The following is a 24,903-nucleotide window of genomic DNA, read 5'->3' as shown; positions in this document are numbered from 1 at the left end:
CGCCGGCGGTCGCGGTCGCGGCGGATGCGACGGGGTGGGTCACCGGAGGTCTCCTTCGATCGGGTGGTCGGGGGGTGCCGCGACCGTACGGGTCACCCGGTCCAGCGACCGGGCCAGTGCCAGCAGTTCGGCGTCGGAGGACGGCTCCCCGCCGTACAGCAGCTCGTGCGCCTCGTCGGTGGTGCCACCGGTCCGCGCGGCGACCAGCGCGGCCACCTCCGCGGGCGGGGTGGTGGCGGGCAGGTTGAGCCGGGCGGCGAGCCGGTCGAGCGCGGCGGCGCGCAGCGTGTCGGCGGCCGGGCCACGGGCGCGGGCGCGCTGGTAGAGCCGCGCCCGGCCGAGGACCGTCTCGGCGGAGCGCACTTGCACCGGCAGCGGCTCGGCGACCGGCGGGCCGAGCCGGCGGGCCCGCCAGAGCACCACCAGCAGCGCGGCCAGCGCGAGCTGCACCAGTAGCGCCCAGAACCAGGCGGGGAACGCCGCCCAGAGCGGGTTCTGCCGGTCCGGCGGTGGGCCCTGCCCCTGGTCCTGCTCGTCGCCGGCGGACGGGCCGTCGCCTTCCGACGGGTCGCCGGAGTCGCCGGAGCCGCCCGGGTAGCCGTCGCCGGGCTGCCCGCCGTTGCCGTCACCGCTGCCGTAGGTGGTCGAGCCGCCGGGGGTGGGCGACCAGGCGGGTTCGCCGCTGCTGCCGGTGCCGAAGTGCGGGGGCGGGGCGGGTCCGTCCAGGTCGAGCCAGACCACCCGGCCGTGGCCGCCGAGCAGCCCGGTGGCCAGCGCCTGGTTGCCCCACTCGCCGATCCGGTCGTTGCGGAACGGGTCGCCGGCGCCGATCACCACCACGTCGGCCGCCCAGGGCAGGTGCACCAGCCCGCCGGAGTAGCAGGTGCGCAGGGTGTTCGCGAAGCCGGTGCGCGGGGCGTACCGCTGGAGCTGGGCGGCGGCGGTGCCGGCCCGGGCGGCCTCGGGCAGCGGGCAGGGCACCCCGTCGGCGTCCGGGGCGACCGCCCGGGTGGCCCAGCGCCGGTCGGCCCGCACCACCGGCAGGTCCACCGACTCCAGCACCCGCAGGGACGGGTCGACCAGGACCAGCCGGCGGCCGGCCGGCAGGTCGGCCAGCGCGCCGACGGTGTCCGGGTGCAGCAGCTCCGGCGCCGGTACGAAGAGCGTCGCCGGCCCGGTGTCGAGCGCCAGCAGGGCCCGCAGGGTGTCCGTCTCCCGCTGCACGGTGACGCCCTGCCCGCGCAGCGCCTCGGCCAGCCGGCTGCCGCCGTCGTCGTCGGTCACCACCGGGGAGAGGTAGCCCCGCTCCGTGGCGTCCGGCTGGTCGACCGCGTGGGTGACCACGGTGATCGTGAGCAGCGCGGCGGCCAGCGCGAACGGGATCACCAGCCGGTGCCAGCGGCGTCGCCGCCGGGGCGGGGTCGGGGCGGTCGAGGGGGCGGCCGGCGGTGCGGCGGTGGCGGTCATCGCGGCTCCTCCGGACCGCCGGCCAGCACCCGGTCCAGTTCGTCGGCGAGCTCCCGCATCCGCCGGTCGTGCTCGGCGGAGGCGGTACGCCGGGCGTACCAGAGCTCGGAGAAGATCGTGCCCGCCGCGCGGAGCGTCGGGTCGACCGGGGGCCGGTTGCGGGCCGCCGCCTCGGTCAGCTCGGTGACGGTCATGCCGGGGCGCTGCTCGACCGCTCCGGTGGCGACCAGCCGGCGGACCATGCCGCGCAGCCGTTCCCGTACCGCCTCGGCGAAGCGGCCCTCGGCGGCCAGCCGGTCGGCCAGGGAGAGCGCCGGCCCGGGGGTCGGCGCCGCGTCGCCCGCCCGGGGCCGGGGCAGCTCCGGGGTCTCGGCGGCGGACCCGGTCCGGCGGCGCCGCCGCCAGCGGGGCAGCCGGAAGCGGAGCCGGGGCAGCCGGAGCCGGGGCAGCCGGAAGCGGAATCGGGGCAGCCGGAGGCGGCGGCCGGGCAACCGGAGGCGGCGCCGGCGGAGCGAGAGCCGGGGCAGTCGGCGCGGCACCCACGCCGGCCAGTGGTACCAGGCCAGCGCGGCCAGCCCGGCGGCCAGCAGGAGCAGCAGCGCCGCCAGCGGCAGCGGCAGCAGGTCGCCGAGCGCGGCGGTGGCCTCGGTCCACCAGCGGCTGAAGCTCATCGGTCGGCCGCCAGCAGGACGGGCTCGGCGAGGCCGGCCGGGGAGCGGGCGAGCCGGATGTCGAGGCCCTCGGTGCGCATCCGGTTGTCCAGGTGGATCACCGCGTCCAGGCAGGCCAGCGCCGGGTAGGCGACGGTGTTCACGCCGGCCCAGACCGTGATGGCGGCGACCTGGGCCAGGGCCGGGTCACCGAGATCGATCAGGTCGAGGGAGTCGAGCCCGGTGAGGACGCCCAGGCCGAGGCCGATCCGCAGGATCCACCAGCCGAGGTAGCCGAGCAGCCGGACGGCGCCGGCCTGCCCGCCGCCGCGCACGGCGAGCCGCGCCGCGCGGCCGACCGCCCGCTCCACCGGCACCCGGTCCACCGCCAGGGCGGCCGCGACGGAGCCGAACAGGGCGTACGCGACGAACCAGAGGGGGCCCATCAGGCCGGCGAGCATGACGACGAGGCCGACCAGGAGCGCGAGGAGCAGGGTGGCGCCGTAGCGGGCATCCCGGGGGCGGAGCAGTTCGCGTACGCCGGCGCGGCGGCCGAGCAGCGCGGCGCCGGCGGCCCGGGCAGCCGGGTTGCCGAGCAGCGTGACGATCACCGCCTCGCTCGCCGCGCCCACGGCCAGCAGGAACCACAGCGCGGGGAACCCGTCGACGCCGAGCAGCCAGCTCGGCGGCTCGACGCCGGCGGCCAGCCGCAGGGGGTGGAGCAGGAGCTGCTCGCCGATGGCGAACAGGGCGCCCAGCGGGAGCAGCAGCCGGCCCTGGGTACGCAGCAGCAGCACGGCCGAGTCGAGCAGCTCGCCGACGGTGAGCGGGCGCCTCGGGAGCACGGCGGTCGGGCCGACGTCGGGCACGCGTACTCCTGCTCCTGACGGGTCTCGGTGGCGGGCGGCGGGCACCCGGGGGATCATGGTGACACGGCCCGTCCGATCGGGTGGACCCGCACGCCGCGCGGCCCTCGCAGATGACCTTCGGCGGCGGTCTTCCGCGTGGGACGTGCGGTGACACCACTCACGGCAGTACCGTGCCGGGTGACGCCGATCCCACCGAACTGAACGGGGATGGAAACATAAATCCCATGAGAGCCCGGGTACTGGTGGTCGACGACGACCCCGCGCTCGCCGAGATGCTCGGCATCGTCCTGCGCAGCGAGGGCTTCCTGCCCTCGTTCGTCGCCGACGGGGAACGGGCGTTGGCCGCGTTCCGGGACAATCGACCCGACATCGTGCTGCTCGACCTGATGTTGCCCGGTATGAGCGGTATCGACGTGGCCCGGGCGATCCGGACCGAATCCGGCGTGCCGATCGTGATGCTGACCGCCAAGAGCGACACCGTCGACGTGGTCCTCGGCCTGGAGTCCGGCGCCGACGACTACGTGGTCAAGCCGTTCAAGCCCAAGGAGCTGGTCGCCCGGATGCGGGCCCGGCTGCGGCGCGGCGAGGACGTCGCCCCGGAGATGCTGACGATCGGGCCGCCCGGCAACCAGATCACCATCGACGTGCCAGCGCACACGGTCAGCCGGGACGGCGAGGAGGTGAAGCTGACGCCGCTGGAGTTCGACCTGCTCGTCGCGCTCGCCCGCAAGCCGCGCCAGGTCTTCACCCGCGAGGTGCTGCTGGAGCAGGTCTGGGGCTACCGGCACGCGGCCGACACCCGGCTGGTGAACGTGCACGTGCAGCGACTGCGCGCCAAGATCGAGCCGGATCCGGAGCGCCCCGAAATCATCCTCACCGTTCGGGGCGTGGGCTACAAGGCGGGTACCGGATAGCCTGGTCGCACCGTGACCAGCTCACCGACCCCCCACTCCCGCACCCCCGCCGGCTGGCGACCCGCCGCGCGGGTGCTCTGCCGTGCCCTGGTGAGTCAGGGCCTCGGCCTGCACCAGACCTGGCGCCGGTCGCTGCAGGTGCGGGTGGTCACCATCACGCTGGTGGCCTCCAGCCTGCTGGTCGGCGGCTTCGCCTACCTGATCGCCGACAAGATCACCAACATCCTGGTGGAGAACGCCCAGACCGACGTGCTGCTGCGGCTGCGCAGCGGCAGCGACTACTCGGCGAAGCAGTTCAACCTCTACAGCCAGCCGCAGGAGGCCCAGCTCCAGGACACCATCGAGGGCACGGTCAACTATCTGGCCGGCGGTGACCCGCAGCAGACCAGCGGGGTGGTCGTGGCGATCACCGCCGACAGCTACGCGGGGATCATCGAGACCCGGACCTCCCCGGCGACCGACGTCCGGCCGCTGATCAGCCGGGAGCTGCGGGCCGCCGTCGCGGACGGCAAGGTCGCCCACCAGGTCCGCACCGGCCGGCTCGGCGGCCCGAGGACCAAGTACCTGGTGTACGGCTCGCCGGTGCCGACCCGCTTCGGCCAGCTGGAGCTCTACTACCTGGTGCCGCTGACCCGGCAGGACGCCACCGCCGCCGACGCCCGGGCCACCGTGCTCGCCACCGGGGTGGCCCTGGTGCTGCTGCTCGGCCTGCTCGCCGCCCTGGTCACCCGCCTGGTGGTGACCCCGGTACGGGTGGCCGCCCGCACCGCCCAGCGACTCTCCGCCGGCCTGCTCGACCAGCGGATGGTGGTCAACGGCGAGGACGACCTGGCCCTGCTGGCCGCCTCGTTCAACCAGATGGCGACCAACCTGCAACGGCAGATCCTCCGGCTGGAGGAGATGTCCCGGTTGCAGCGCCGGTTCACCTCGGACGTGTCGCACGAGCTGCGTACCCCGCTCACCACCGTCCGGATGGCCGCCGATCTGATCTTCGCCGAGCGCGACGAGTTCGACCCGGCCGTCGCCCGCAGCGCCGAGCTGCTCCAGGCCGAGCTGGACCGGTTCGAGGAGCTGCTCACCGACCTGCTGGAGATCAGCCGCTTCGACGCCGGCTTCGCCATGCTCGACGCCGAGCCGACCGACCTGGTTCCGGTGGTGCACCGGGTCGCCGACCGGCTGGCCGGCCTGGCCGAGCGGGTCGGCGTACCGATCCACCTCGACGTGCCGACCACGCCGGTCATCGCCGAGGTCGACCCCCGCCGGGTCGAGCGGGTGCTGCGCAACCTGGTCGGCAACGCGGTCGAGCACGGCGAGGCGAAGCCGGTGCTGATCACCCTCGGCATGGACCAGACCGCCGTCGCGATCACCGTGCGCGACCACGGCGTCGGGCTCAAGCCGGGGGAGGAGAAGCTGGTCTTCAACCGCTTCTGGCGGGCCGACCCGTCCCGGGCCCGGCAGACCGGCGGGACGGGCCTGGGCCTGTCGATCAGCCTGGAGGACGCCCGGCTGCACGGCGGCTGGCTGGAGGCGTGGGGCGCGCCCGGGCAGGGCGCCCAGTTCCGGCTCACCCTGCCGGCCCGCGCCGGGGACCGGCTCACCACCTCGCCGCTGCGGCTGGTGCCGGCCGACGCCGCGTTGCCGTTCGGCGGCCCCCGCCCCGGCGACCTGCTGGCGATCGGCCCCGCCGGCGAGGGCGCGCTGGCCATCGGGCCGGCCCCGGCCGACGACGACCGGGCGGCGGAGGTGCGCTCATGAGTGCGCCGCGCGGGCGGACGCTGGCCGGGGCGCTCTGCGCCGCGCTGCTGGCCGTGGCCGGCTGCGGCATCCCGGAGAACACCGAGGTGCAGGTGGACGGGTCCGGGCCGGCGGTGGAGGCGGGCGCGTCCAGCTTCCGCCGCAGCGAGCCGCCCGCCCGCGCGGCCGCCGGCACCGACCGGGAGACCTTCGTCCGCAACTTCCTCTCCGCGGCGGCGGGCGAGCCGGACCGGGCGTACGCGCGGGTCAAGCAGTTCATCGCGCCGGAGAACAAGAGCCGCCTCCAGGAGAAGCAGGGCAGCGAGGTCGCGGTCAACGTCATCCGGCTGACCGAGGACCCGGTGATCACCGAGAACGCCAACGGGCTGTTCTCCGTGCTCCTGCGGGTGCAGCAGATCGGCGTGCTGCGGTCCAACGGCGTCCTGGCACAGCCGGTGGCGACCGAGCGGGAGTACCGGTTCACCCTGCGCGGCGCCGTCTCGCCGGGGCAGCAGGGCACCGAGGAGGCCGGCCTCTTCGTCACCGACCCGCCGAACGTGCTGCTGCTCAGCGAGCAGGCGCTGCGGGAGTACTACCAGACCAAGGCGGTCTACTTCTGGAACTCCGACCAGACCCGCCTGGTCGCCGACCAGCGTTACCTGCCGCTGGCGGTGCCGGACGGGCGGCGGGTCAGCGAGGTGGTCAAGTGGCTGCTCGCCGGCCCGTCGGAGTGGCTGCGCCCGGCTGCCCGGCCCCTGCCGGACCGTACCGCGCTGATCAACAACGCGATCGAGACGGACGGCCGCTGGGAGGTCACCCTCGAACTGCCGGGTGACGACAACCGCGAGCTGGGCAGGATCGGCATCCAGCTCGCCTGGTCGCTGCCGGAGCTGGACGGCCAGCTCCAGCTCACCACCCGCAACCAGTCCCGGGTGGCGATCGCGGACCTCAAGCAGCACCGGCTGGCGCACCCGCTCTACCCGATCGACGACACCCCGCAGCGGTTCACCGTCTACGACGGCGCGGTCCACGCCCTGAGCTTCCCGGGCGAGGCCGGCGGGGTCGTTCCGCTCGTGCCGGCCGTCAACCGCAACGTCGTCTCGGCCGGGCTCAGCCGGGTCGACGACAGGATCTTCGCCGCCCTGGTGGTCGGCGCCCCGGGCGGCCGGCAGCGGCTGGCCGTCGGATCCGGCACCGACCCGGTGCAGGTCGTCCACCGGGGCACCCAGACCTTCGGCGTCATCGGGCGCCCGGTGTGGCTGCGCTCGCTCGACCCCGGCCAGCCGTACGGGCTGATGGTCGCGGACGGCCAGCTCTACCGCTTCGACGACCGGGCCCGGACGGTCCCGGTGCCGTTGACCGTCTCCGGCCGGGTGACGGCGGTGGCCGGCTCGCTGGACGGGCACCGGCTCGCCCTGGTGATCGGGGGTCGGCTCCACCTGGCGGCGGTGAACCTGGCCGGCGGCCTGGTCTCGGTCGGCCCGGCCCGCGCGGTGGCCACCTCGCTGCGCGATCTGTCCGCGGTCGACTGGGCGGCGGAGAACACCCTGGTCGTGGCCGGTACGGCGGACCGTTCGGCGGTCTACTACGTGAGCACCGACGGCGCGCTGGAGACCGCGTTGGTGGCCGACGTGGGCGCCCGGGTGACGCACCTGGCCGCGTACCCGACGAACCCGGTGGTGCCGCTGCCCAGCGCGCTGATCATGTATGAGGCGAACGGGGTCGCCTACCGCTATCCCTCGCCGGACACCATCCGGCGCGACCAGGTGCTGGAGGTGACGCCGCCACCGGCCGGCGTCCGCCCGGGCAGCCCGACCGCCCCCTTCTTCCTGTACTGAGGGCGTCGTGCGGGCGGTCGGCGGGCTCTGGGCGGACCTGACCGACCTGGTGCTGCCGAGCGGGTGCGCGGGCTGCCGGCGGACCGGTTCGGCGAGCCGGCGGGGGTTCTGCCCGGCCTGCGCCGACGCGCTCCAGGCGCTGCGTCCCGCCCCGGTACGCCCCACCCCCGCCCCGCCCGACCTGCCGCCCTGTCACGCCCTCGGCCCGTACGCCGGGCCGTTGCGGGAGGCGCTGCTCGCGTACAAGGAACGGGGTCGGCACGGTCTGGCCGGGCCGTTGGGCGCGCTGCTGGCCGAGGTGGTGGCCGACGCGGTGGGCCCGGCGCGGCCGGTGCTGCTGGTGCCGGTGCCGGACACCGCGGCGGCGGCCCGGTCCCGCTACGGCGACCACCTGGGTCGGTTGGCGCGGCACGCGGCCCGGCGGCTGCGCGGGGCGGGGTGGGACGTGCGGACGGCCCGGCCGCTGCGGGCGCTGCCCCGGCCCGACTCGGTGGCGCTGGACAGCGCCGGGCGGGCCGCCGCGGCGGCGTCGGCGTTCCGGGGCCGCGCGGGCCGGGGCGGGCGCGAAGCCGGCGGGCGGAGCGTGGTGGTGCTCGACGACATCCTCACCACCGGGGCGACCCTGGCCGCGGTGGCCCGCACATTGCGGGGCCTGGGAATAACGCCAAACGTCGCGGCGGTGCTCGCCGCAACGCAAAAACGACGCCATTGGTGACGCTTCGTGTTTCCGTTTCACCCCATGGTGTATGAGGTGTGAAATCCCTGAGCGTTCTCGACAACTGGGGGTGACTGCCGGCCGAACAGGAGTTAGCGTTTTGCTGTCGGGGGTAGGAGTTCCAAACCCACCCCCGGCGGTGGAAGGAGGCGTAGCCGTACCTGACCGGTCGACGCCACAGGGATGCTCCCAGGGTCGGTCGACCGGATTGAAGATCAGACGACCATCCGAAAAAGGGAGGTCACGTGGACATCGTGGTCAAGGGCCGAAACGTCGAAGTGCCGGACCATTACCGGGTGCACGTAGCTGAGAAACTCGCAAAAATCGAACGCTACGACCACAAGCTCATCCGAGTCGACGTGGAGTTGTTCCACGAACGCAATCCCCGCCAGTCCGACACCTGCCAACGCGTGGAGATCACCTGTGTCTCCCGGGGGCCGGTGATCCGGGCGGAGGCCTGCACGAACGACTTCTACAGCGCGCTCGACGCGGCCATCGCCAAGCTGGACACCCGACTGCGCCGGGCGGCCGACCGCCGCCGCGTGCACCGGGGCCGGCACGCGCCGCTCTCCGTCGCCGCCGCCACCGCCGATCTGCCGGTGGCCGAGCTGGCCGCGCCGTCCGGCGCCACGGCCACCGCGGTGGCCGAACGGGTCGAGGAGGAGCCCGCCGACGAGTACGACGACCAGCCCTGGCACATCGCCCGGGCCAAGGTGCACCCCGCCGAGCCGATGACCGTGGACGACGCCCTGTTCCAGATGGAACTGGTGGGGCACGACTTCTACCTGTTCCACGACAAGGAAACCGGCCGGCCGAGCGTCGTCTACCGGCGGCACGCGTACGACTACGGCATCATCTCGCTCGACATCTGACCCCTTCCACCCCTCGCAGCCGGTCACGGAGCCGGGTGGTTCGCCCATCCCGGCTCCGGTGGCCGGCGCGCGTTCAACGTGGGTCGTCGGCGAGCAGCGCGTAGAGCACCGCGTCCGCCCGGAGCCCGTCCCGACCGGGGAGCCGACCCCGCATCAGCCCCTCCCGCCGGAACCCGGCCCGCTCCAGCACCCGCTGGGAGCCGACGTTCTCCGGCGCGGTACCGGCCCAGAGTCGGGCGAGTCCGACCGGTCCGAAGGCCCAGTCGGTGAGGAGACGCACCGCGCGGGTGGCCAGCCCCCGGCCGCGCGCCTCGGGCAGCAGGCTGTAGCCGAGCATCGCCTGGCCGGTGGCCGGCTCGTCGTGGATCATCGCGCAGCCGCCGGCCAGTTCCCCGGTCCGCGCGTCGCAGAGCGCGACGTCGGCCGCGCTGCCGACCAGCCATTCGCTCTCGGCGACGGCGCAGCGCCGCGCGATCGCCGCCCGGGTCGGCGGGACCTGCCGGACCCGGCTCGCCACTACCTCGGGCAGCGTGTGCAGCCGGTACAGCGCGTCGGTGTCCGCGGGGGTCAGCCGGCGCAGCGTCACCACGCCGTCGGTGAGCCGGCCGTCGGGCAGGTCCGGCAGTGCCCGGGGCGTCGGGCCGGCGGGGGCGTCGGCGAGGCGTACCCAGGCCCACAGGTCGTGCCGCCCGCCGCCGCGCGTCGGGTTCGCGGCCCGGCGGACCCCCTCGTACCGGAAGCCGGCGGCGAGCGCCACCCGCATGCTCGCCGCGTTCTCCTCGTGGGTGAGCAACTCCAGCCGGGCGGTGCCGGCGGCGAAGGCGTGCCCGGCCAGCGCGCGGGTGGCGGCGGTGGCCACGCCCCGGCCGCGGGCCCACGGCGCCACCCAGTAGCCGATCTCCGCCTGGCCCCGGGCCGGGACCGGCTGGCTCAGCCCGATCCCGCCGAGCAGCCGGTCGGAGGCCGGGTCGGCGATCGCGTACGCGGCGCCGCCGGTGGCCCAGGCGGCCGGCGCGCCCTCGGTGATCCACCACCGGGCGCTCTGCTCGGTGTACGGATCGGGCATGCCGGAGATGAACCGCCGGGTGAGCGGGTCGGCGCAGGCGGTGGCGGTGTCCACGACGTCGTCGAGCCGGAACGGGCGCAGCCGGACCTCGTCCGCCTCGATGGTCTCCGGGGTCACCGGGCCAGGTCCTCGGCGACCAGGGCGGCCACCCAGGCGTCCGCCCGGCCGCCGTCGCGGGCGGTCAGCCGGGCCCGGGCGGTGCCCTCGAACGAGAACCCCGCCTTCTCCGCCACCCGGCGGGAGGCGGTGTTGCCGACCAGCGCCAGCCACTCGATCCGGGCCAGGCCCAGGGTGGTGAAGCCCCAGGCGGCCAGCGCGCCCACCGCGGCGGGCATGTAGCCCCGGCCCCGGGCGTGCGGGGCGGTCATGAAGCCGACGTTGCCGCCCAGCGGGTCGGGGCCGATGCGCAGGTCGACCGAGGCCACGTACCGGTCGTCGGGGTCGGCGACGGTGTAGTACGCCCCGGTGCCCCGGGCCCAGGCCGCCTCGGCGAAGTCCCGCAGGAAGCCCTCGGCGTGCTCCCGTTCGTACGGGTGCGGCACGGTGGTCCAGCGGACCGTGTCGGGGTCGCGGCAGCTCTCCACGATGGCGTCGAGGTCGCGTTCCTCCATCGGGCGCAGCCGCAGCTCGGTGTCGCCGGCCGTGGCGAAGAGGACCGGCTGCGGCCGGCCGAAGACGGCGGCCCGGCGGGCGTCGAGGGTGTCCGGGCCGGCCGGCCCGGGTTCGCCCGGCGCGGGCACCTCGCCGGGCAGCAGCGAGCCGATCCAGCCGGCCGTCCGGCCGCCCTCGGCCGGGTGGGCCAGCCGCAGCTCGCCGGAGACCCGGAAGCCGGCGCGCAGCGCGACCAACCGGGAGTAGTGGTTGCCGACCTCGGCCTGCCAGACCAGCCGGCGCAGCTTCAGCGCGTCGAACGCCCAGCGGGCGACCGCCCGGGTGGCCCGCACGGTGACGCCCCGCCCGCGCGCCCAGGGCGCGGTCCAGTAGCCGATCTCGGCCGAGTCCAGGTCGCGGTGGATCGAGACGAGGCCGCAGGAGCCGAGCAGCTCGCCGGTGCCGGCGTCGCAGACCGCCAACGGCGCCCCGGAGCCCTCGGCCCAGGCCGTCGGGGCCCGGTCGGTGACGAACCCGTGGGCGTGTTCCGGCAGGTACGGGCGCGGTACGGTGGTCCAGCGCTGGATGTCCGGGTCCTGGCAGGCGCGGTGCACGGCGTCCGCGTCGGTGGCCTGCCAGGGGCGCAGCAGCAGGCCGTCCTCGATGATCTCCACAGGCTCCATCCGAGTCATCGTGCCGGATCGTTCGCGGTGGGCGTAACCGGATAACCGCCGGTGGCGGCGCTGCCTGCGCGATATGTCGGGTTCGCCGGGCCGGACCGCCGCCACCAGTGACCATCGCGCCGATGGAGCGCCTACGATGGTTCGAGACTGTCTAGGGGAGCGTTGATCCGTGTCGATTCTGGAAAAGGTCCTCCGCGCCGGCGAGGGCCGTATGGTGCGTCGGCTCAAGGCCATCGCCGCCGCCGTCAACTCGATCGAGGACGACTACGTCAACCTCACCGACGACGAGCTGCGCGGCCTGACGGAGCAGTACAGGGAGCGGCTCGCCGACGGTGAGACGCTCGACGACCTGCTGCCGGAGGCGTTCGCCACGGTTCGCGAGGCGGCTGCCCGGGTGCTCGGCCAGCGCCCGTACGACGTCCAGGTGATGGGCGGCGCGGCGCTGCACTTCGGCAACATCGCCGAGATGAAGACCGGTGAGGGCAAGACCCTGACCTCGGTCATGGCGGTCTACCTCAACGCCCTGTCCGGCAAGGGCGTGCACGTGGTCACGGTCAACGACTACCTGGCCCAGCGCGACGCCGCCTGGATGGGCCGGGTGCACGAGTTCCTCGGCCTGACCGTCGGCGTGGTCCTGCCCAACCGGCCGGCCGCCGAGCACCGCGCCGCGTACGAGTGCGACATCACCTACGGCACGAACAACGAGTTCGGCTTCGACTACCTGCGCGACAACATGGCCTGGTCGCGCGACGAGCTGGTCCAGCGCGGCCACAACTTCGCCGTGGTCGACGAGGTCGACTCGATCCTCATCGACGAGGCCCGGACGCCGCTGATTATCTCCGGCCCGGCCGAGCACTCCGCCCGCTGGTACTCCGAGTTCGCCGGCGTGGTGGCCCGGCTCCAGCCCGGCACCGACGGCGAGGGCGACTACGAGGTCGACTACGCCAAGCGCACCATCGCGGTCACCGAGCGCGGCGTGGCCAAGGTCGAGGACCGGCTCGGCATCGACAACCTCTACGAGTCGGTGAACACCCCGCTGGTCGGCTACCTCAACAACGCGATCAAGGCCAAGGAGCTCTACAAGCGCGACAAGGACTACATCGTCAGCGACGGCGAGGTCCTGATCGTCGACGAGTTCACCGGCCGCATCCTGCACGGCCGTCGCTACAACGAGGGCATGCACCAGGCGATCGAGGCCAAGGAGGGGGTGGAGATCAAGCAGGAGAACCAGACCCTGGCCACCATCACCCTCCAGAACTACTTCCGCCTCTACGAAAAGCTCTCCGGCATGACCGGTACCGCCCAGACCGAGGCGGGCGAGTTCAACAAGGTCTACAAGGTCGGCGTCGTGACCATCCCGACGCACCGGCCGATGGTCCGGATCGACCGCGCCGACGTCATCTACAAGACCGAGCGGGCCAAGTTCAACGCGGTCATCGAGGACATCGCCGAGCGGCACGAGAAGGGCCAGCCGGTGCTGGTCGGCACCGTCTCGGTGGAGAACTCCGAGATCCTCTCCCAGCTGCTGCGCCGCCGCGGCATCCCGCACTCGGTGCTGAACGCCAAGTTCCACGCCCGCGAGGCGGAGATCGTCGCCCAGGCCGGCCGCAAGGGCGCGGTCACCGTCGCCACCAACATGGCCGGTCGTGGCACGGACATCCTGCTCGGCGGCAACCCCGAGTTCCTCGCCGCCAGCGAGCTGCGCCAGCGCGGCCTCGACCCGCTGGAGAACGACGAGGAGTACGCCAAGGCGATGGAGGAGGTCCTCCCCGCCTGGAAGCAGGCCTGCGAGACCGAGGCCGAGGAGGTCGCCGACGCCGGTGGCCTCTACGTGCTGGGCACCGAGCGGCACGAGTCCCGCCGGATCGACAACCAGCTGCGCGGTCGGGCCGGCCGGCAGGGCGACCCGGGCGAGTCCCGCTTCTACCTGTCGCTGCAGGACGAGCTGATGAAGCGCTTCCGCGCGGGTGCGGTCGAGGCGGTGATGGAGCGCTTCAACATCCCGGAGGACGTGCCGATCGAGTCGAAGATGGTCACTCGCCAGATCAAGAGCGCCCAGGCGCAGATCGAGGGCCAGAACGCCGAGATCCGCAAGAACGTCCTCAAGTACGACGAGGTGCTCAACAAGCAGCGCCAGGTGATCTACGCCGAGCGGCTGCGGGTGCTCAACGGTGAGGACCTCTCCGACCAGGTCCGCAACATGATCGACGACACGGTCACCGCGTACGTCACCGGCGCCACCAGCGAGGGCTACGCCGAGGACTGGGACCTGGAGCAGCTCTGGTCCAGCCTCAAGCAGCTCTACCCGGTGGGCATCTCCATCGAGGAGATGGAGGAGGAGGCCGGCGGCGCCCGCGCGAGCATCGACGCCGACTTCCTGCTGGCCCGCCTCAAGGAGGACGCGCACGCCGCGTACGACCGGCGTGAGGAGCAGCTCGGCGAGGAGGCGGTACGCCAGCTGGAGCGGATGGTGCTGCTCCAGGTCATCGACCGCAAGTGGCGCGAGCACCTCTACGAGATGGACTACCTCCAGGAGGGCATCAGCCTCCGGGCGTACGCCCAGCGCGACCCGGTCATCGAGTACCAGCGCGAGGGCTTCGACATGTTCGCCACCATGATGGACGGCATCAAGGAGGAGACGGTCGGCTTCCTCTACAACCTGGAGGTGCAGGTCCAGGAGCCGGAGCCGGAGGCCGAGGAGGTCCAGCTGCTGGAGAAGCCGGTCGAGATCCGGGCCAAGGGTCTCAACCGCGCGCCGCAGCAGCAGGGCCTGCAGTACTCCGCCCCCACCATCGACGGCGAGGCCGGCCAGGGTGCGGTGGCCGTGGAGCGGCCCGAGCAGCAGGCGCCCGCCCTGGGTGTCGGGCGTTCGGAGACCCCGGCCCGTCCGGCGGCGCCGGGGGCGTCCGGCGCGTCGCGTCGTCCGGCGGCCACCGGGGCGAGCGGTCAGGCCGTCGCGGCCAGCACCGCCCGGCGCGGGTCGGTGCCGGCGGAGCGTGCCGAGGGCGGCAACGGCCCGTCCCGCAACGCGCCCTGCCCGTGCGGCTCCGGCCGCAAGTACAAGCGCTGCCACGGCGCGCCCAACGGCGGCGCCTGATCCCGACGCGGGGCCCTGCCCCGCCGAGTCGGTACGACGAGAGCCGCAGTCCTTCGGGACTGCGGCTCTCGCCGTCCTGCCGCTCGCACCGCCCCCACCCGCGACCCCGGCGCGCGGCCCGGGGCTTCAGCCCGCCGCTGCGGAGGGCGCGGTTGGCTCCGCCGTTCCGGCGATGTGGCGGTGTCGGTGCCGTGCCGATACCAGCATGTCGGCGAGCTGGAGTGGATCATGCCGCGCCCGGGCGCGACGGGCGAGGTGGTCAGAGCACCTGGAGGGCGGTGCAGAGCCAGCCGCCCCGGCGGTGTTCGAGGCGTACCGCCAGCGCCCAGGTGCGGCCGGCGCCGGCGAGCACCGCGGCGGCCTCGACGGCCGCCGACCGTGGCTCGCAGACCCGGAGCCGGCGCAGGTGCACCACCGGCCGGCTCGACCGACGCCGGTGCGGGCCGGTGCGGGCCGACGCCCGAGCCAGCTGCTCGGTGACCTCGGCGGCCCGTCCGGGCTCGACCAGGGACCGGAGCTGCCCGGGCGGGCGGTAGCCGTTGAGGATCTCCAGGAAGGTGGCGACGAAGCGCTGGGCGGCGCGGCCGGCCTCGGGCGTGGCCGTGGCGAGGGCGCCGGGCGGCGGGCCGGAGCGGGGCCGGGGCGGCCCCGGGCGGGAGTCGTGCCGCCGCCCGGGCGGGCGGCCGGCGGGCTGGTGCGCGGCACCGAAGAGGTCGAGGGCGAGCTGGCCGCTGGGGCGGGGCCAGAGATCCGGCGACTCGTCGACGTAGGGCGGGTCGCTGACCGGGGCCGGGCGCAGCCGGACCGGGGGCCGGGAGGGGCCGGGACGGCGGGAGTCGACCATGTTGTTCACCTCTGATCGTTGCGTTTGCCTTCGTTTGCCTCCGGCACGCTTCGATACTCGGGCATGACAGTGTCCGCCGTCAATGGCGGTCAGCGTCGGGGCGGCTACTCGGTGTCGCGGTCGGCGAGCGGGTTGCCGCGTACCCACTCGGCGGTTTCGGCGTACTTGCGCTGGATGTACTCCTCCAGCTGGGCGCGCTCGACGCGCCACTGGCCGCGACCACCGATCTTGATCGCCGGCAGCTCGCCGCTGCGCACCATGTGGTAGACCTGCGAGTCCGACACGTTCAACTCGGTGGCCACGTCGGAGAGCAGGAGAAACCTCGGCTCCACGGATAACCCCCGGTGTTGACGTCGTTTGCCTCAGTTTGCCACCGCCGGCCGGACCCGCCCAGCACCCACCCGGCCGGCGCTGCGGTGCGGCAACTTCCACCGGGCCGGTGCGGGGTGTATGACGGTCTCGGCGTACGGCATGATCGGCGCCCGGACCGGCAGACCCGCCCGTCCGCGAACGATCGGGGGATACGACGGTGAGCGACGAGCTGGTCCGGGTGTACGTCCCGGCGACCGTGCCGATGCTGGCCCGGCTGCGGGAGCAGGGGCTGTCGGCCGACCAGGCGCACGCCGTCACCCCCGCCCTGCGCGAGTGGTACGCCGAGGGCGACGAGGAGGAGTTGGAGTACGTCGCGTTCACCCGCGCCGCCCAGGACGCCCTCCAGCTGCTGCGGGAGGACCCGGCCGCGCCCCGGCGCCGGGTGGTGGTCTCGGTGGACCTGCCCCCGTCGGCGGTCGGCCGGGGCGACGGTGATCTCGGCTCCAGCACGGTGCGGCTCGACCAGCCGGTGCCGGTGCGGTCGGTGGCCGCGCTGCACGTGGACGGGGCGGACGCGGTGGACGACGTGGCCGCCGCCGTCGAGGTGATCGCCGAGGCCGTGGCGGGCGACCCGGACGCCCAGTTCACCGTCGACAGCGCCGAGGACCACGAGCTGGAGTGGTACGACCCCTCCGAGCTGGACCTGCTGCTCCGCGCCGCCTCCTGATCCAACCCGCCCACGGGCACCCGGCCCGCTCCGGCACCGGCCATGCCACCTGCGGAGCGGGACGCTCCGGGGCGGAGTCGCCTCAGTCCTCGACCGGCTCCGGCTCGTCGTCGTGGGGCGCCGGGCCGAGGGTGCGGCCGAAGGCGACGAGCGCGGTCAGCGCGCCGACGAACAGCACCCAGATGCCGTTGTCGACCCGGGAGGTGCCGAGGCTGGTCTGGGCGACCGCGTCCGCCTCGCTCAGCGCGCTGGCCAGGTCGAGCAGGGTCCGGCCACCGATCCGGATGATCACCTCGGCGAGCAGCAGGAGCAGCCCCGGGCCGGCCCCGGCAACCAGGTACGCCGGCCAGCGCAGCGCCGGCGTCGCCGGGTCGCGGCGCAGCGCCCGGCGACGGGCCCAGGTCAGGTAGCCGAAGGCGAGCAGTCCGGCGAGCAGTCCGGCGAGCAGCGACTCCGTGCGGGAGACCCACTTGGCGGCGCTCACCAGCGACGCCTGGGAGCCGTCGGCGCCGAAGAGGTCGAACAGCGGGTCGCGGGCCCGGCTGAACGCCACCACGAAGACCAGCGTGCCCAGGGCGGCGGTGACCACGGCGCCGACCGGGGCGGCGTCGCGGGCTCCGGCCAGTGCCCCGCCGATGATGGCCGCGGCGGCGCTGGTGCCGGCGATCGTGTTGGTGGTCGCGTTGTCGGCGTAGGTCAGGTTGATCGCGAGGGCGGCGGCGAGCCCGACCAGCAGGCCGGTGCCGACCGCCACCACGAAGCGCAGGGTGGCCCGGTCGACGCCCCGCCGGGCCAGCAGCCCGGTCACCGCCAGGGCGACGGCGGCCCCGGCCACCAGGGCGGCCGAGATGACCCCGGGCAGGGCGAAGGCGGAGAGGCTGATCGCAGTGAGGCCGGCCGCCGCCGAGCTGATCGCCTCGCGGGTCGACCAGAGCATCGCCGCCAGCCAACCGATCGCCAGCAGGGCCAGCACGGGTGCGCCCGGGGCGCGCGCCGGCCGGGGGGCCTCGGCCACCGGCGCGACCCCGTCGGCCGGGTGGGTGGTGTCCGGCTGGTCCGACTGCGCGGCCGTCGAGCTGCCGGGCTGCTTGCTCATCGTGTCCCCTTCGACGGGCGCCCGACCGCAGCGGCGGGCCGGGGCAGGTCACCGGCCATCCAGCGTACGCGCCCGGCCCGGCCGGCTCCGCGCGCCCGCACCCGCGCCGCCGGCCTGCTTTCCTTCGGCCGAAAGGGCCGTTCGGGTACGGATCGCCGCCCGGCGCGCACCCGCACTTCTCGATCTATGGTTTCCGGGCGGGCGGGGCGCGATCGGCGGGGAGCGGGCGTGGGAGAATCGCCGGAGGTCCCGCCGCCGCGACGCCTCACCCGCGCGGCGCCCGGCGTCCGGCCGTCCGGTCGGCGCCCGCGGGTCCGATTTCGCCACCGCCGTCGAGATCGCACAGGAGCCTGTGATGGACGCCGTGTTCTCCGTACCCGAGCCGCGCAACGAGCCGGTACGCACCTACGAGCCGGGCAGCGCCGACCGGGAGCGGCTGCAGCGGCGGCTGACCGAACTCGCCGCCGAGCGGATCGACCTGCCGATGACGATCGCCGGCGAGCAGCGGATGGCCGGCGGTGAGTCGATCAACGTGGTCCAGCCGCACAAGCACGCCCACGTGCTCGGCGTCACCGGCCACGCCACCCACGACGACGCCCGCGCCGCCGTCAAGGCCGCCAAGGACGCCGCGCCGATGTGGCGCGCGCTGCCGTTCGAGGAGCGGGCCGCGATCTTCCTGCGCGCCGCCGAGCTGCTCGCCGGCCCTTGGCGGGACACGCTCAACGCCGCCACCATGCTCGGCCAGTCCAAGACCGCCGTCCAGGCGGAGATCGACTCGGCCTGCGAGTTCATCGACTTCCTCCGGTTCAACGTGCACTTCGCCCGGCGGCTGCTCGAGGAGCAGCCGATGTCGTCGGCGGGGGTGTGGAACCGCTTCGACCACCGCCCGCTGGAGGGCTTCGTCTACGCGGTCACCCCGTTCAACTTCACCGCGATCGCCGGCAACCTGCCCTCGGCGCCGGCCCTGCTCGGCAACACCGTGGTCTGGAAGCCGGGCCCGACCCAGCAGTTCGCCGCGCACTTCACCATGCGGCTGTTCGAGGCGGCCGGCCTGCCGCCCGGCGTGATCAACATGGTCACCGGGCGCGGCGAGGAGGTCTCCGACGTCGTGCTCGCCGACCCGGACCTGGCCGGCATCCACTTCACCGGTTCCACCAAGGTCTTCCAGCACCTGTGGCGGACCGTCGGCGAGAACATCGCCGGCTACCGGGGCTACCCGCGGCTGGTCGGCGAGACCGGCGGCAAGGACTTCGTGGTCGCGCACACCAGCGCCGACGTCGACGCCCTGCACACCGCGCTGATCCGGGGCGCCTACGAGTACCAGGGCCAGAAGTGCTCGGCCGCCTCGCGGGCGTACGTGCCGCGTTCGCTCTGGGAGGGCGGGCTGCGCGACCGGCTGGCCGCCACCACGGACTCGCTGACCTACGGCGACGTCACCGACTTCAGCAACTTCGGCGGCGCGGTGATCGACGAGAAGGCGTTCAGCCGGCACACCGCCGCGCTGGAGCTGATCTCCGACGACGACACCTGCCGGATCCTCGCCGGCGGCACGGCCGACGACTCGGCCGGCTACTTCGTCCGGCCCACCCTCTTCGAGTGCAGCGACTCCGCGCACGAGACCTTCACCACCGAGTACTTCGGTCCGATCCTCGGCGTGCACGTGTTCGACGACGCCCGCTTCGACGACGTGGTCGCCCAGGCCGAGTCGATCGCGCCGTACGCGCTGACCGGCTCGATCTTCGCCAACGACCGCCGGGTGGTGGAGGCGGTCGCCGAGCGGATGCGGTACGCGGCCGGCAACTTCTACATCAACGACAAGCCGACCGGCGCGGTGGTCGGGCAGCAGCCCTTCGGCGGCGCCCGGGCCAGCGGCACCAACGACAAGGCGGGCTCCTGGCTCAACCTGGTCCGCTGGCTGTCGCCGCGGACGATCAAGGAGACCTTCGTGCCGCCGACCGACCACACGTACCCGCACATGGGCTGAACCGGCGACGGCCGCCGGTGGCGCGCGCAGCGTCACCGGCGGCCGGGCCGGCCCTCGGGCGGGTCGCTGGCCGCGCGGCGGAGCCCGGCCCGCCGTCCGGGGACCCCGGACACCGTCCGGCCGGTAGGCATCGATAGTCCTGGCAGCACTGTCGTCCGCCGACAGTGCACATTGGAAATCCTCCCGGGTGGCAAATCCGGAAATCCTGGACGCTGCGACGGCAAAGTGGCAGCTTAGAGGGCATGGCGGAATCCGGAGTCAACCCCACCGCGGCAGCCCTGCTGGGGCTGCTGCACGAGGGCCCGATGACTGGCGGCCAGCTGATGGCCGCCGCTGAGCGCCGACTGGCGCCGTACTGGTCGATGACCCGCAGTCAGGTCTACCGCGAGTTGCCGGTGCTGGCCGAGCGGGGTTTCGTGCGGCTGGGCAAGCCCGGGCCGCGGATGAGCCAGCCGTACGCGATCACCGCCAGCGGGAAACGGACATTTTCCCGCTGGCTGGCGGAGAACCCGGGTCGGGACACCATCCGCAACCCGATCGCCCTGCGGATCGCCTTCGGCAACTTGCACTCGGCCAGCCAGCTCAAGAACCTCTACGCCTCGGCCAACGAATACCACACCGAGGCCCTGGCGCACGTGCGCGAGCAGGTGAAGAACGCCAAGAAAGAGGGCGACACCTACGACGCCAGCGCGCTGGAGTTCGCCGTCGCCTACCACAAGGCGGCACTTTCCTGGCTCAAGACCGCCCCGGTCGGCTGATCATCTGCCCGGGTCGGCGGTGTGACGTGAGCGGACCGCCGCACGCACAGTACGCTTGTCTGTCGTGACCGCTGCCGATTACGCCGAACAGCTCAAGGACCTCGACGCCACCCTACGCAACATCGAGGCGGTGCTCGACCTCGACCGCCTGCACGAGGAAAAGGCCCGGCTCGAGGAGCAGGCGTCCGCGCCCGACCTCTGGGACGACCAGGCGAAGGCGCAGCAGGTGACCTCGCAGCTGTCGTACGTCAACGGCGAGATCGGCAAGCTCGGCAGCCTCCGCTCCCGGCTCGACGACGCCGGTGTCCTGCTGGAGCTGGCCGAGGCCGAGGCCGACCCGGGGGTGCTCTCCGAGGTCGAGACGGAGATCGGTGGGCTGCGCAAGGCCATCCAGGAGATGGAGGTCCGCACCCTGCTCTCCGGCGAGTACGACTCCCGGGAGGCGCTGGTCGCCATCCGGGCCGGCGCCGGTGGGGTGGACGCCGCCGACTTCGCCGAGATGCTGCTGCGGATGTACCTGCGCTGGGCCGAGCGGCACGGCTACCCGACCGAGGTCTACGAGACCTCGTACGCGGAGGAGGCCGGCCTGAAGTCCGCCACCTTCACCGTCAAGGTCCCGTACGCCTACGGCACCCTCAGCGTCGAGTCGGGCACCCACCGGTTGGTCCGGATCAGCCCCTTCGACAACCAGGGTCGCCGGCAGACCAGCTTCGCCGGTGTCGAGGTGCTGCCCGTGGTGGAGCAGACCGACCACATCGACATCCCCGAGAACGAGATGCGGATCGACGTCTACCGGTCCTCCGGCCCGGGCGGGCAGAGCGTCAACACCACCGACTCCGCGGTCCGGATCACCCACATCCCCACCGGCATCGTGGTGACCTGCCAGAACGAGAAGTCCCAGCTGCAGAACAAGGCCTCCGCGCTGCGCGTGCTCCAGGCCCGGCTGCTGGAGCGCAAGCGGCAGGAGGAGCAGGCCAAGCTCCAGGGCCTCAAGACGGACGCCGCCGGCTCGTGGGGCGACCAGATGCGCTCCTACGTCCTGCACCCGTATCAGATGGTGAAGGATCTCCGAACCGAGCAGGAGACCGGCAATCCGTCCTCGGTCTTCGACGGGGAACTGGACAGCTTCATCGAGGCCGGCATCCGCTGGCGCAAGCAGCAGCAGCTCGCCAACGACGCTGCGTGATCAAGCGAGGGCGGAGCGCGTCGTCGATCTCCTGGTGGGAGAGGTAATCGATGACGCGCCTCGCACAGGTGGGGCGTAGGACTTGGCTCAGCGGTTACACCGCGTAGACTCACCACCCGTGATTCAGCTTGAGCAAGTGACGAAGACGTACCCGAAGGCGTCCCGGCCTTCGCTCGACAACGTGTCCGTCTCGATCGAGAAGGGCGAGTTCGTCTTCTTCATCGGTCCATCCGGCTCCGGCAAGTCCACGATAATCAAAATGCTGCTGCACGAGGTCAGCCCCAACAAGGGCCGGGTCGTCGTGAACGGCAAGGACGTCACCACGATGCGCTCCTGGAAGCGACCCCACTTCCGGCGCTCGATCGGCTGCGTCTTCCAGGACTTCCGGTTGCTGCCCAACCGCACCGCCTACGAGAACGTGGCGTTCGCTCTCGAGGTGATCGGCAAGACCAAGGCGGTCGCCCGCCGGGTCGTGCCCGAGGTGCTGGAGCTGGTCGGGCTCGGTGGCAAGGAGCACCGCTACCCGCACGAGCTCTCCGGTGGTGAGCAGCAGCGTGTGGCCGTCGCCCGGGCGTTCGTGAACCGTCCGCTGATCCTGCTGGCGGACGAGCCGACAGGAAACCTGGACCCGGACACCTCGATCGAGATCATGCGCCTGCTGGACCGGATCAACCGCACCGGCACGACCGTCGTGATGGTCACGCACGACTCCAACATCGTGAACCAGATGCGCCGCCGCGTCGTCGAGATCGAGAGCGGCCGCATCGTGCGCGACCAGGCCCGCGGCGTCTACGGGTGAGCCGGCGCTCCACCCCTGCCGTACACCCTGACGACGAACACCTCATGCCGGAGAGCCGGAGGAACACCCGATGCGGATGAAATACGTCCTGTCCGAGGTACTGGTCGGACTGTGGCGCAACGTCACCATGACCATCGCCATGATCATCACCATGGCGGTGTCGCTGTTCATGCTGGGCGGAGCCGGCCTGCTGTACCAGAAGGTCGGCGACATGAAGGACCTGTACTACGAGAACGTGCAGGTCTCGATCTTCCTGGCCCCCGACGTCAGCGAGCAGCAGCGCAACGACCTGGACGCGAAGCTCAAGAGCGACCCCCTCGTCAAGGAGGTCCTCTACGTCAACAAGGACGAGGCGTACAAGCGGTTCCAGGAGATGTACCAGGACGCCCCGGACCTGGTGAACGCCGTCAAGGCGGACCAGCTGCCCGAGTCGTTCCGGCTCAAGCTGGTCAACCCGGAGCAGTACAAGAGCATCTACGACCAGTACAAGGACACCGAGGGGGTCGACGAGATCGTCGACCAGAGCCGGCTGCTGGACAAGGTCTTCGGCGTCCTCACCGGCATCCAGACCTTCGCGCTGGTCATCGCGGTGTTCATGGCCGCCGCGGCGCTGCTCCTGGTGGCGAACACCATCCAGGTCGCCGCGTACAGCAAGCGGCGTGAGGTCGCGGTCATGAAGCTCGTCGGCGCGTCGAACTGGTTCATCCAGGCGCCGTTCGTGCTGGAGGCGGTGGTCGCCGGTCTGATCGGTTCGGTCCTCGCGCTGGTGTTCATGGCGGTCGGGAAGTACTTCGGCGGCAGCGGCTCGATGGCCGCCCTGGAGGGCCTGATCACCCCGGTCTCGTGGGGCGACATCCTGCTGATGTTCCCGATCATGGCGGGCGTCGGCGCCCTGTTCAGCGCGGTCACCGGCTGGATCACGCTCCGCTTCTACCTGCGGGTCTAGTTACCCGACGGCTCCGCCGAGGGCCCTTCCGCGCCGGAATAAACGGCGCGGGAGGGTCCTTGTCATTCGGGTAGCATGATCTCCGCCCCGCGGCCGGTCGCACCGGTCGTGGGTCACCGCGAAAGGGGGTGGCGCCGATGCCACGGGAAAAGGGTCGCAAGGTGGTCGCCTCCAACAAGAAGGCGCGCCACGACTACGCCATCCTCGACACGTACGAGGCGGGCATGATGCTGACCGGCACCGAGGTCAAGTCGCTGCGGGCCGGTCGGGCCTCCCTGGTCGACGCGTTCGCCCAGGAGCGCAACGGCGAGCTCTACCTGCACGGCATGCACATCCCGGAGTACACCCAGGGCACCTGGACCAACCACGAGCCCCGGCGTACCCGCAAGCTGCTGCTCAACCGGCTGGAGATCGACCGGCTGATCGGCAAGACTCGCGAGGGCGGGTTGACCATGGTGCCGCTGCAGGTCTACTTCTCCGACGGCTGGGCGAAGGTGGAGATCGCCCTGGCCAAGGGTAAGAAGTCGTACGACAAGCGTCAGGACCTCGCCAAGCGGGACGCCGACCGGGAGATCGCCCGGGTGGCCGGCCGGCGCGGCAAGGGCATGGACGACTGATCTGTCGTCTTTGTCCGAGTCGATGAAGTCGGCCGGGGGCTCGGGATGAATCCCGTTGCGGCAGGCGTTAGTCTTGACAGAGCCGCCAACAGGGGCGGCCGACCGAGGGGGTGACTGGTTTCGACTTCGTACGTTGCGGCAGGGGAAGCGAGCCGAGGAAGCCGACGTCGTCTCGAGAATCGTTCGTCGGAAACCAATAAGCGCCAAGAACAATCGCGCTGACTTCGCTCTCGCCGCCTGAGGCGAGTAGTGAGTCTGTCGGCCTGGGAGCGCCTTCGACCCAGTTAGCCGGCATCAGCTAGAAGGCTGGCCAACCGGACCCGGTCGCGGGGTCCGTGCGGCGAGATCAATCAGCGACTGGGCCCGTCACACCAACTTGCTCGCGTGAGCGGTGGGGCCGAGTAGAGGCACAGCGAGCTGCGCTCGGAGAAGCCCTGACAAACCGGCGAAGGACCCGGGTTCGATTCCCGGCACCTCCACCACCTCATGTGCGCCCCGGTCCATCGGACCGGGGCGCACAGTCGTCTCCGGATACTTCTGGGCCACCAGGAATACTTCTGGGGCCACTGGGACCGATGGGGCCAATGAGGCGTTCCGGCCCCCTGGACAGCGCCCGAGCAGGGGTTCACCATCGCTGTACGCGGTAGCACGCAGCGCGGGAGGTGCCCATGGTCACCGGTCCGATCCAGCAGCCGTCCGTCGCTCCGCCGGCGGTCCGCCCGCCCGCCGCGCGCCGGCCCAGCCCGCCCGGCGACCTGCCCGCCCTGGCCCGGGCGCTCGCCGTACCGCCGGGGGAGCCCCGCTGGCGGGAACGGGTCATCGTCCACCTCGCCCCGGTCCGCCGGGGCTTCGCCGAACACGTCCGGATCACCGAGGGCCCGGCCGGCCTCTACGCGGAGGTGCTCGCCCAGGCGCCCCGGCTGCACCGCGGCGTCCGGCTGCTCACCCGGGAGCACGCGGCCATCGTCGCGGCGCTGGCCGACCTCCAGCGGGCCGTCGAACGGCCCGGGGTGTGCGCCGAGGAGCTGCGCCGGCGCACCGACGACCTGCTGCGGGCGCTGTCCCGGCACCGGCAGCGCGGCGCGGATCTGCTCTGGCAGGCGTATCAGACGGACCTCGGCGGGGAGACCTGACCGGC

General features: G+C 73.0%; 22 protein-coding genes and 1 other RNA gene. 15 read left to right on the top strand and 8 right to left on the bottom strand.

The window, feature by feature from the left end; genetic code table 11:
* Positions 1-39 precede the first annotated feature (39 nt).
* From FHX75_RS11630 to FHX75_RS11620, 3 genes are read right to left on the bottom strand one after another with little or no spacing between them, the layout of a single operon-like run.
* Positions 40-1,467: a DUF4350 domain-containing protein gene (locus FHX75_RS11630; RefSeq protein ID WP_154939280.1), complete on the bottom strand. Its 1,428-nt coding sequence runs from the start codon at positions 1,465-1,467 to the stop codon at positions 40-42.
* Complete coding sequence (locus tag FHX75_RS11625) at positions 1,464-2,138, bottom strand: DUF4129 domain-containing protein (RefSeq protein ID WP_154939278.1); 675 nt, start codon at positions 2,136-2,138, stop codon at positions 1,464-1,466. The genes FHX75_RS11630 and FHX75_RS11625 overlap by 4 nt, the downstream gene beginning before the upstream one ends.
* The gene (locus FHX75_RS11620) at positions 2,135-2,986 is read right to left on the bottom strand and encodes a hypothetical protein (RefSeq protein ID WP_154939276.1); all 852 of its coding nucleotides are present in this window, start codon (positions 2,984-2,986) and stop codon (positions 2,135-2,137) included. The genes FHX75_RS11625 and FHX75_RS11620 overlap by 4 nt, the downstream gene beginning before the upstream one ends.
* A gap of 224 nt (positions 2,987-3,210) precedes the next feature.
* Here FHX75_RS11620 and mtrA point away from each other — a divergent pair, with 224 nt between their 5' ends.
* The 5 genes from mtrA to hpf all read left to right on the top strand — a co-directional run bounded on the left by mtrA (position 3,211) and on the right by hpf (position 9,059).
* Positions 3,211-3,900, top strand: coding sequence for an MtrAB system response regulator MtrA (gene mtrA, locus FHX75_RS11615; RefSeq protein WP_154939275.1), 690 nt, complete (start codon positions 3,211-3,213; stop codon positions 3,898-3,900).
* Positions 3,901-3,972: 72 nt separating this feature from the next.
* On the top strand, positions 3,973-5,655 hold the full coding sequence (gene mtrB / locus FHX75_RS11610) for an MtrAB system histidine kinase MtrB (RefSeq protein ID WP_246158265.1): 1,683 nt from the start codon (positions 3,973-3,975) through the stop codon (positions 5,653-5,655).
* The gene (locus tag FHX75_RS11605) at positions 5,652-7,472 is read left to right on the top strand and encodes an LpqB family beta-propeller domain-containing protein (RefSeq protein ID WP_154939273.1); all 1,821 of its coding nucleotides are present in this window, start codon (positions 5,652-5,654) and stop codon (positions 7,470-7,472) included. Before mtrB ends, FHX75_RS11605 begins: the two co-directional genes overlap by 4 nt.
* Positions 7,473-7,479: 7 nt before the next feature.
* Positions 7,480-8,187: a ComF family protein gene (locus FHX75_RS11600; protein WP_154939271.1), complete on the top strand. Its 708-nt coding sequence runs from the start codon at positions 7,480-7,482 to the stop codon at positions 8,185-8,187.
* 245 nt (positions 8,188-8,432) lie between these two features.
* On the top strand, positions 8,433-9,059 hold the full coding sequence (gene hpf, locus FHX75_RS11595) for a ribosome hibernation-promoting factor, HPF/YfiA family (RefSeq protein WP_154939269.1): 627 nt from the start codon (positions 8,433-8,435) through the stop codon (positions 9,057-9,059).
* A 73-nt stretch (positions 9,060-9,132) separates the two neighbouring features.
* Here the strand turns inward: hpf and FHX75_RS11590 are convergent, their stop codons facing one another.
* Both FHX75_RS11590 and FHX75_RS11585 read right to left on the bottom strand, forming a co-directional pair.
* Positions 9,133-10,242, bottom strand: coding sequence for a GNAT family N-acetyltransferase (locus tag FHX75_RS11590; protein ID WP_154939267.1), 1,110 nt, complete (start codon positions 10,240-10,242; stop codon positions 9,133-9,135).
* Positions 10,239-11,399: a GNAT family N-acetyltransferase gene (locus FHX75_RS11585; protein ID WP_154939265.1), complete on the bottom strand. Its 1,161-nt coding sequence runs from the start codon at positions 11,397-11,399 to the stop codon at positions 10,239-10,241. The genes FHX75_RS11590 and FHX75_RS11585 overlap by 4 nt, the downstream gene beginning before the upstream one ends.
* 169 nt (positions 11,400-11,568) lie before the next feature.
* On the opposite strand from FHX75_RS11585, the gene secA reads away from it, so the two are divergent.
* The gene (gene secA, locus FHX75_RS11580) at positions 11,569-14,496 is read left to right on the top strand and encodes a preprotein translocase subunit SecA (RefSeq protein ID WP_154939263.1); all 2,928 of its coding nucleotides are present in this window, start codon (positions 11,569-11,571) and stop codon (positions 14,494-14,496) included.
* A gap of 259 nt (positions 14,497-14,755) precedes the next feature.
* Here the strand turns inward: secA and FHX75_RS11575 are convergent, their stop codons facing one another.
* Together FHX75_RS11575 and FHX75_RS11570 are read right to left on the bottom strand one after the other, a co-directional pair.
* On the bottom strand, positions 14,756-15,340 hold the full coding sequence (locus FHX75_RS11575) for an Rv3235 family protein (RefSeq protein WP_154939261.1): 585 nt from the start codon (positions 15,338-15,340) through the stop codon (positions 14,756-14,758).
* A 104-nt stretch (positions 15,341-15,444) separates the two neighbouring features.
* A complete protein-coding gene (locus FHX75_RS11570) occupies positions 15,445-15,672 on the bottom strand; it encodes a helix-turn-helix transcriptional regulator (RefSeq protein ID WP_154939259.1) in 228 nt (75 codons plus the stop codon).
* A 197-nt stretch (positions 15,673-15,869) separates the two neighbouring features.
* On the opposite strand from FHX75_RS11570, the gene FHX75_RS11565 reads away from it, so the two are divergent.
* Entirely contained in the window at positions 15,870-16,379 is a 510-nt protein-coding gene (locus tag FHX75_RS11565; RefSeq protein ID WP_154939257.1) for a DUF6912 family protein, read from the top strand.
* 82 nt (positions 16,380-16,461) lie between these two features.
* On the opposite strand, the gene FHX75_RS11560 is transcribed toward FHX75_RS11565, so the two are convergent.
* Entirely contained in the window at positions 16,462-17,475 is a 1,014-nt protein-coding gene (locus tag FHX75_RS11560; RefSeq protein ID WP_154939255.1) for a hypothetical protein, read from the bottom strand.
* A gap of 355 nt (positions 17,476-17,830) precedes the next feature.
* Here FHX75_RS11560 and pruA point away from each other — a divergent pair, with 355 nt between their 5' ends.
* The 8 genes from pruA (at position 17,831) to FHX75_RS11520 (ending at position 24,898) form a co-directional block, all read left to right on the top strand.
* A complete protein-coding gene (gene pruA, locus FHX75_RS11555; protein WP_154939253.1) occupies positions 17,831-19,459 on the top strand; it encodes an L-glutamate gamma-semialdehyde dehydrogenase in 1,629 nt (542 codons plus the stop codon).
* A 242-nt stretch (positions 19,460-19,701) separates the two neighbouring features.
* Positions 19,702-20,217 (top strand): PadR family transcriptional regulator, encoded by a 516-nt coding sequence (locus tag FHX75_RS11550; RefSeq protein ID WP_154939251.1) that lies wholly within the window; start codon positions 19,702-19,704, stop codon positions 20,215-20,217.
* 64 nt (positions 20,218-20,281) lie between these two features.
* A complete protein-coding gene (prfB, locus tag FHX75_RS11545; protein WP_154939249.1) occupies positions 20,282-21,403 on the top strand; it encodes a peptide chain release factor 2 in 1,122 nt (373 codons plus the stop codon).
* A 118-nt stretch (positions 21,404-21,521) separates the two neighbouring features.
* Positions 21,522-22,202: a cell division ATP-binding protein FtsE gene (gene ftsE, locus FHX75_RS11540; protein ID WP_088969966.1), complete on the top strand. Its 681-nt coding sequence runs from the start codon at positions 21,522-21,524 to the stop codon at positions 22,200-22,202.
* A 70-nt stretch (positions 22,203-22,272) separates the two neighbouring features.
* The gene (ftsX, locus tag FHX75_RS11535) at positions 22,273-23,148 is read left to right on the top strand and encodes a permease-like cell division protein FtsX (RefSeq protein WP_154939247.1); all 876 of its coding nucleotides are present in this window, start codon (positions 22,273-22,275) and stop codon (positions 23,146-23,148) included.
* A gap of 137 nt (positions 23,149-23,285) precedes the next feature.
* A complete protein-coding gene (gene smpB / locus FHX75_RS11530; RefSeq protein ID WP_154939245.1) occupies positions 23,286-23,765 on the top strand; it encodes an SsrA-binding protein SmpB in 480 nt (159 codons plus the stop codon).
* A 106-nt stretch (positions 23,766-23,871) separates the two neighbouring features.
* Positions 23,872-24,247, top strand: a transfer-messenger RNA (tmRNA) gene (gene ssrA, locus FHX75_RS11525).
* Between the two features lie 186 nt (positions 24,248-24,433).
* Positions 24,434-24,898: a hypothetical protein gene (locus tag FHX75_RS11520; RefSeq protein WP_154939244.1), complete on the top strand. Its 465-nt coding sequence runs from the start codon at positions 24,434-24,436 to the stop codon at positions 24,896-24,898.
* Positions 24,899-24,903: the final 5 nt, after the last annotated feature.

This window comes from Micromonospora palomenae, assembly GCF_007829925.1.
Lineage (GTDB): Bacteria > Actinomycetota > Actinomycetes > Mycobacteriales > Micromonosporaceae > Micromonospora > Micromonospora purpureochromogenes.
The sequence above is the reverse complement of the archived record's forward strand: the minus strand, read 5'-3'. Positions and strand labels throughout refer to the sequence as shown.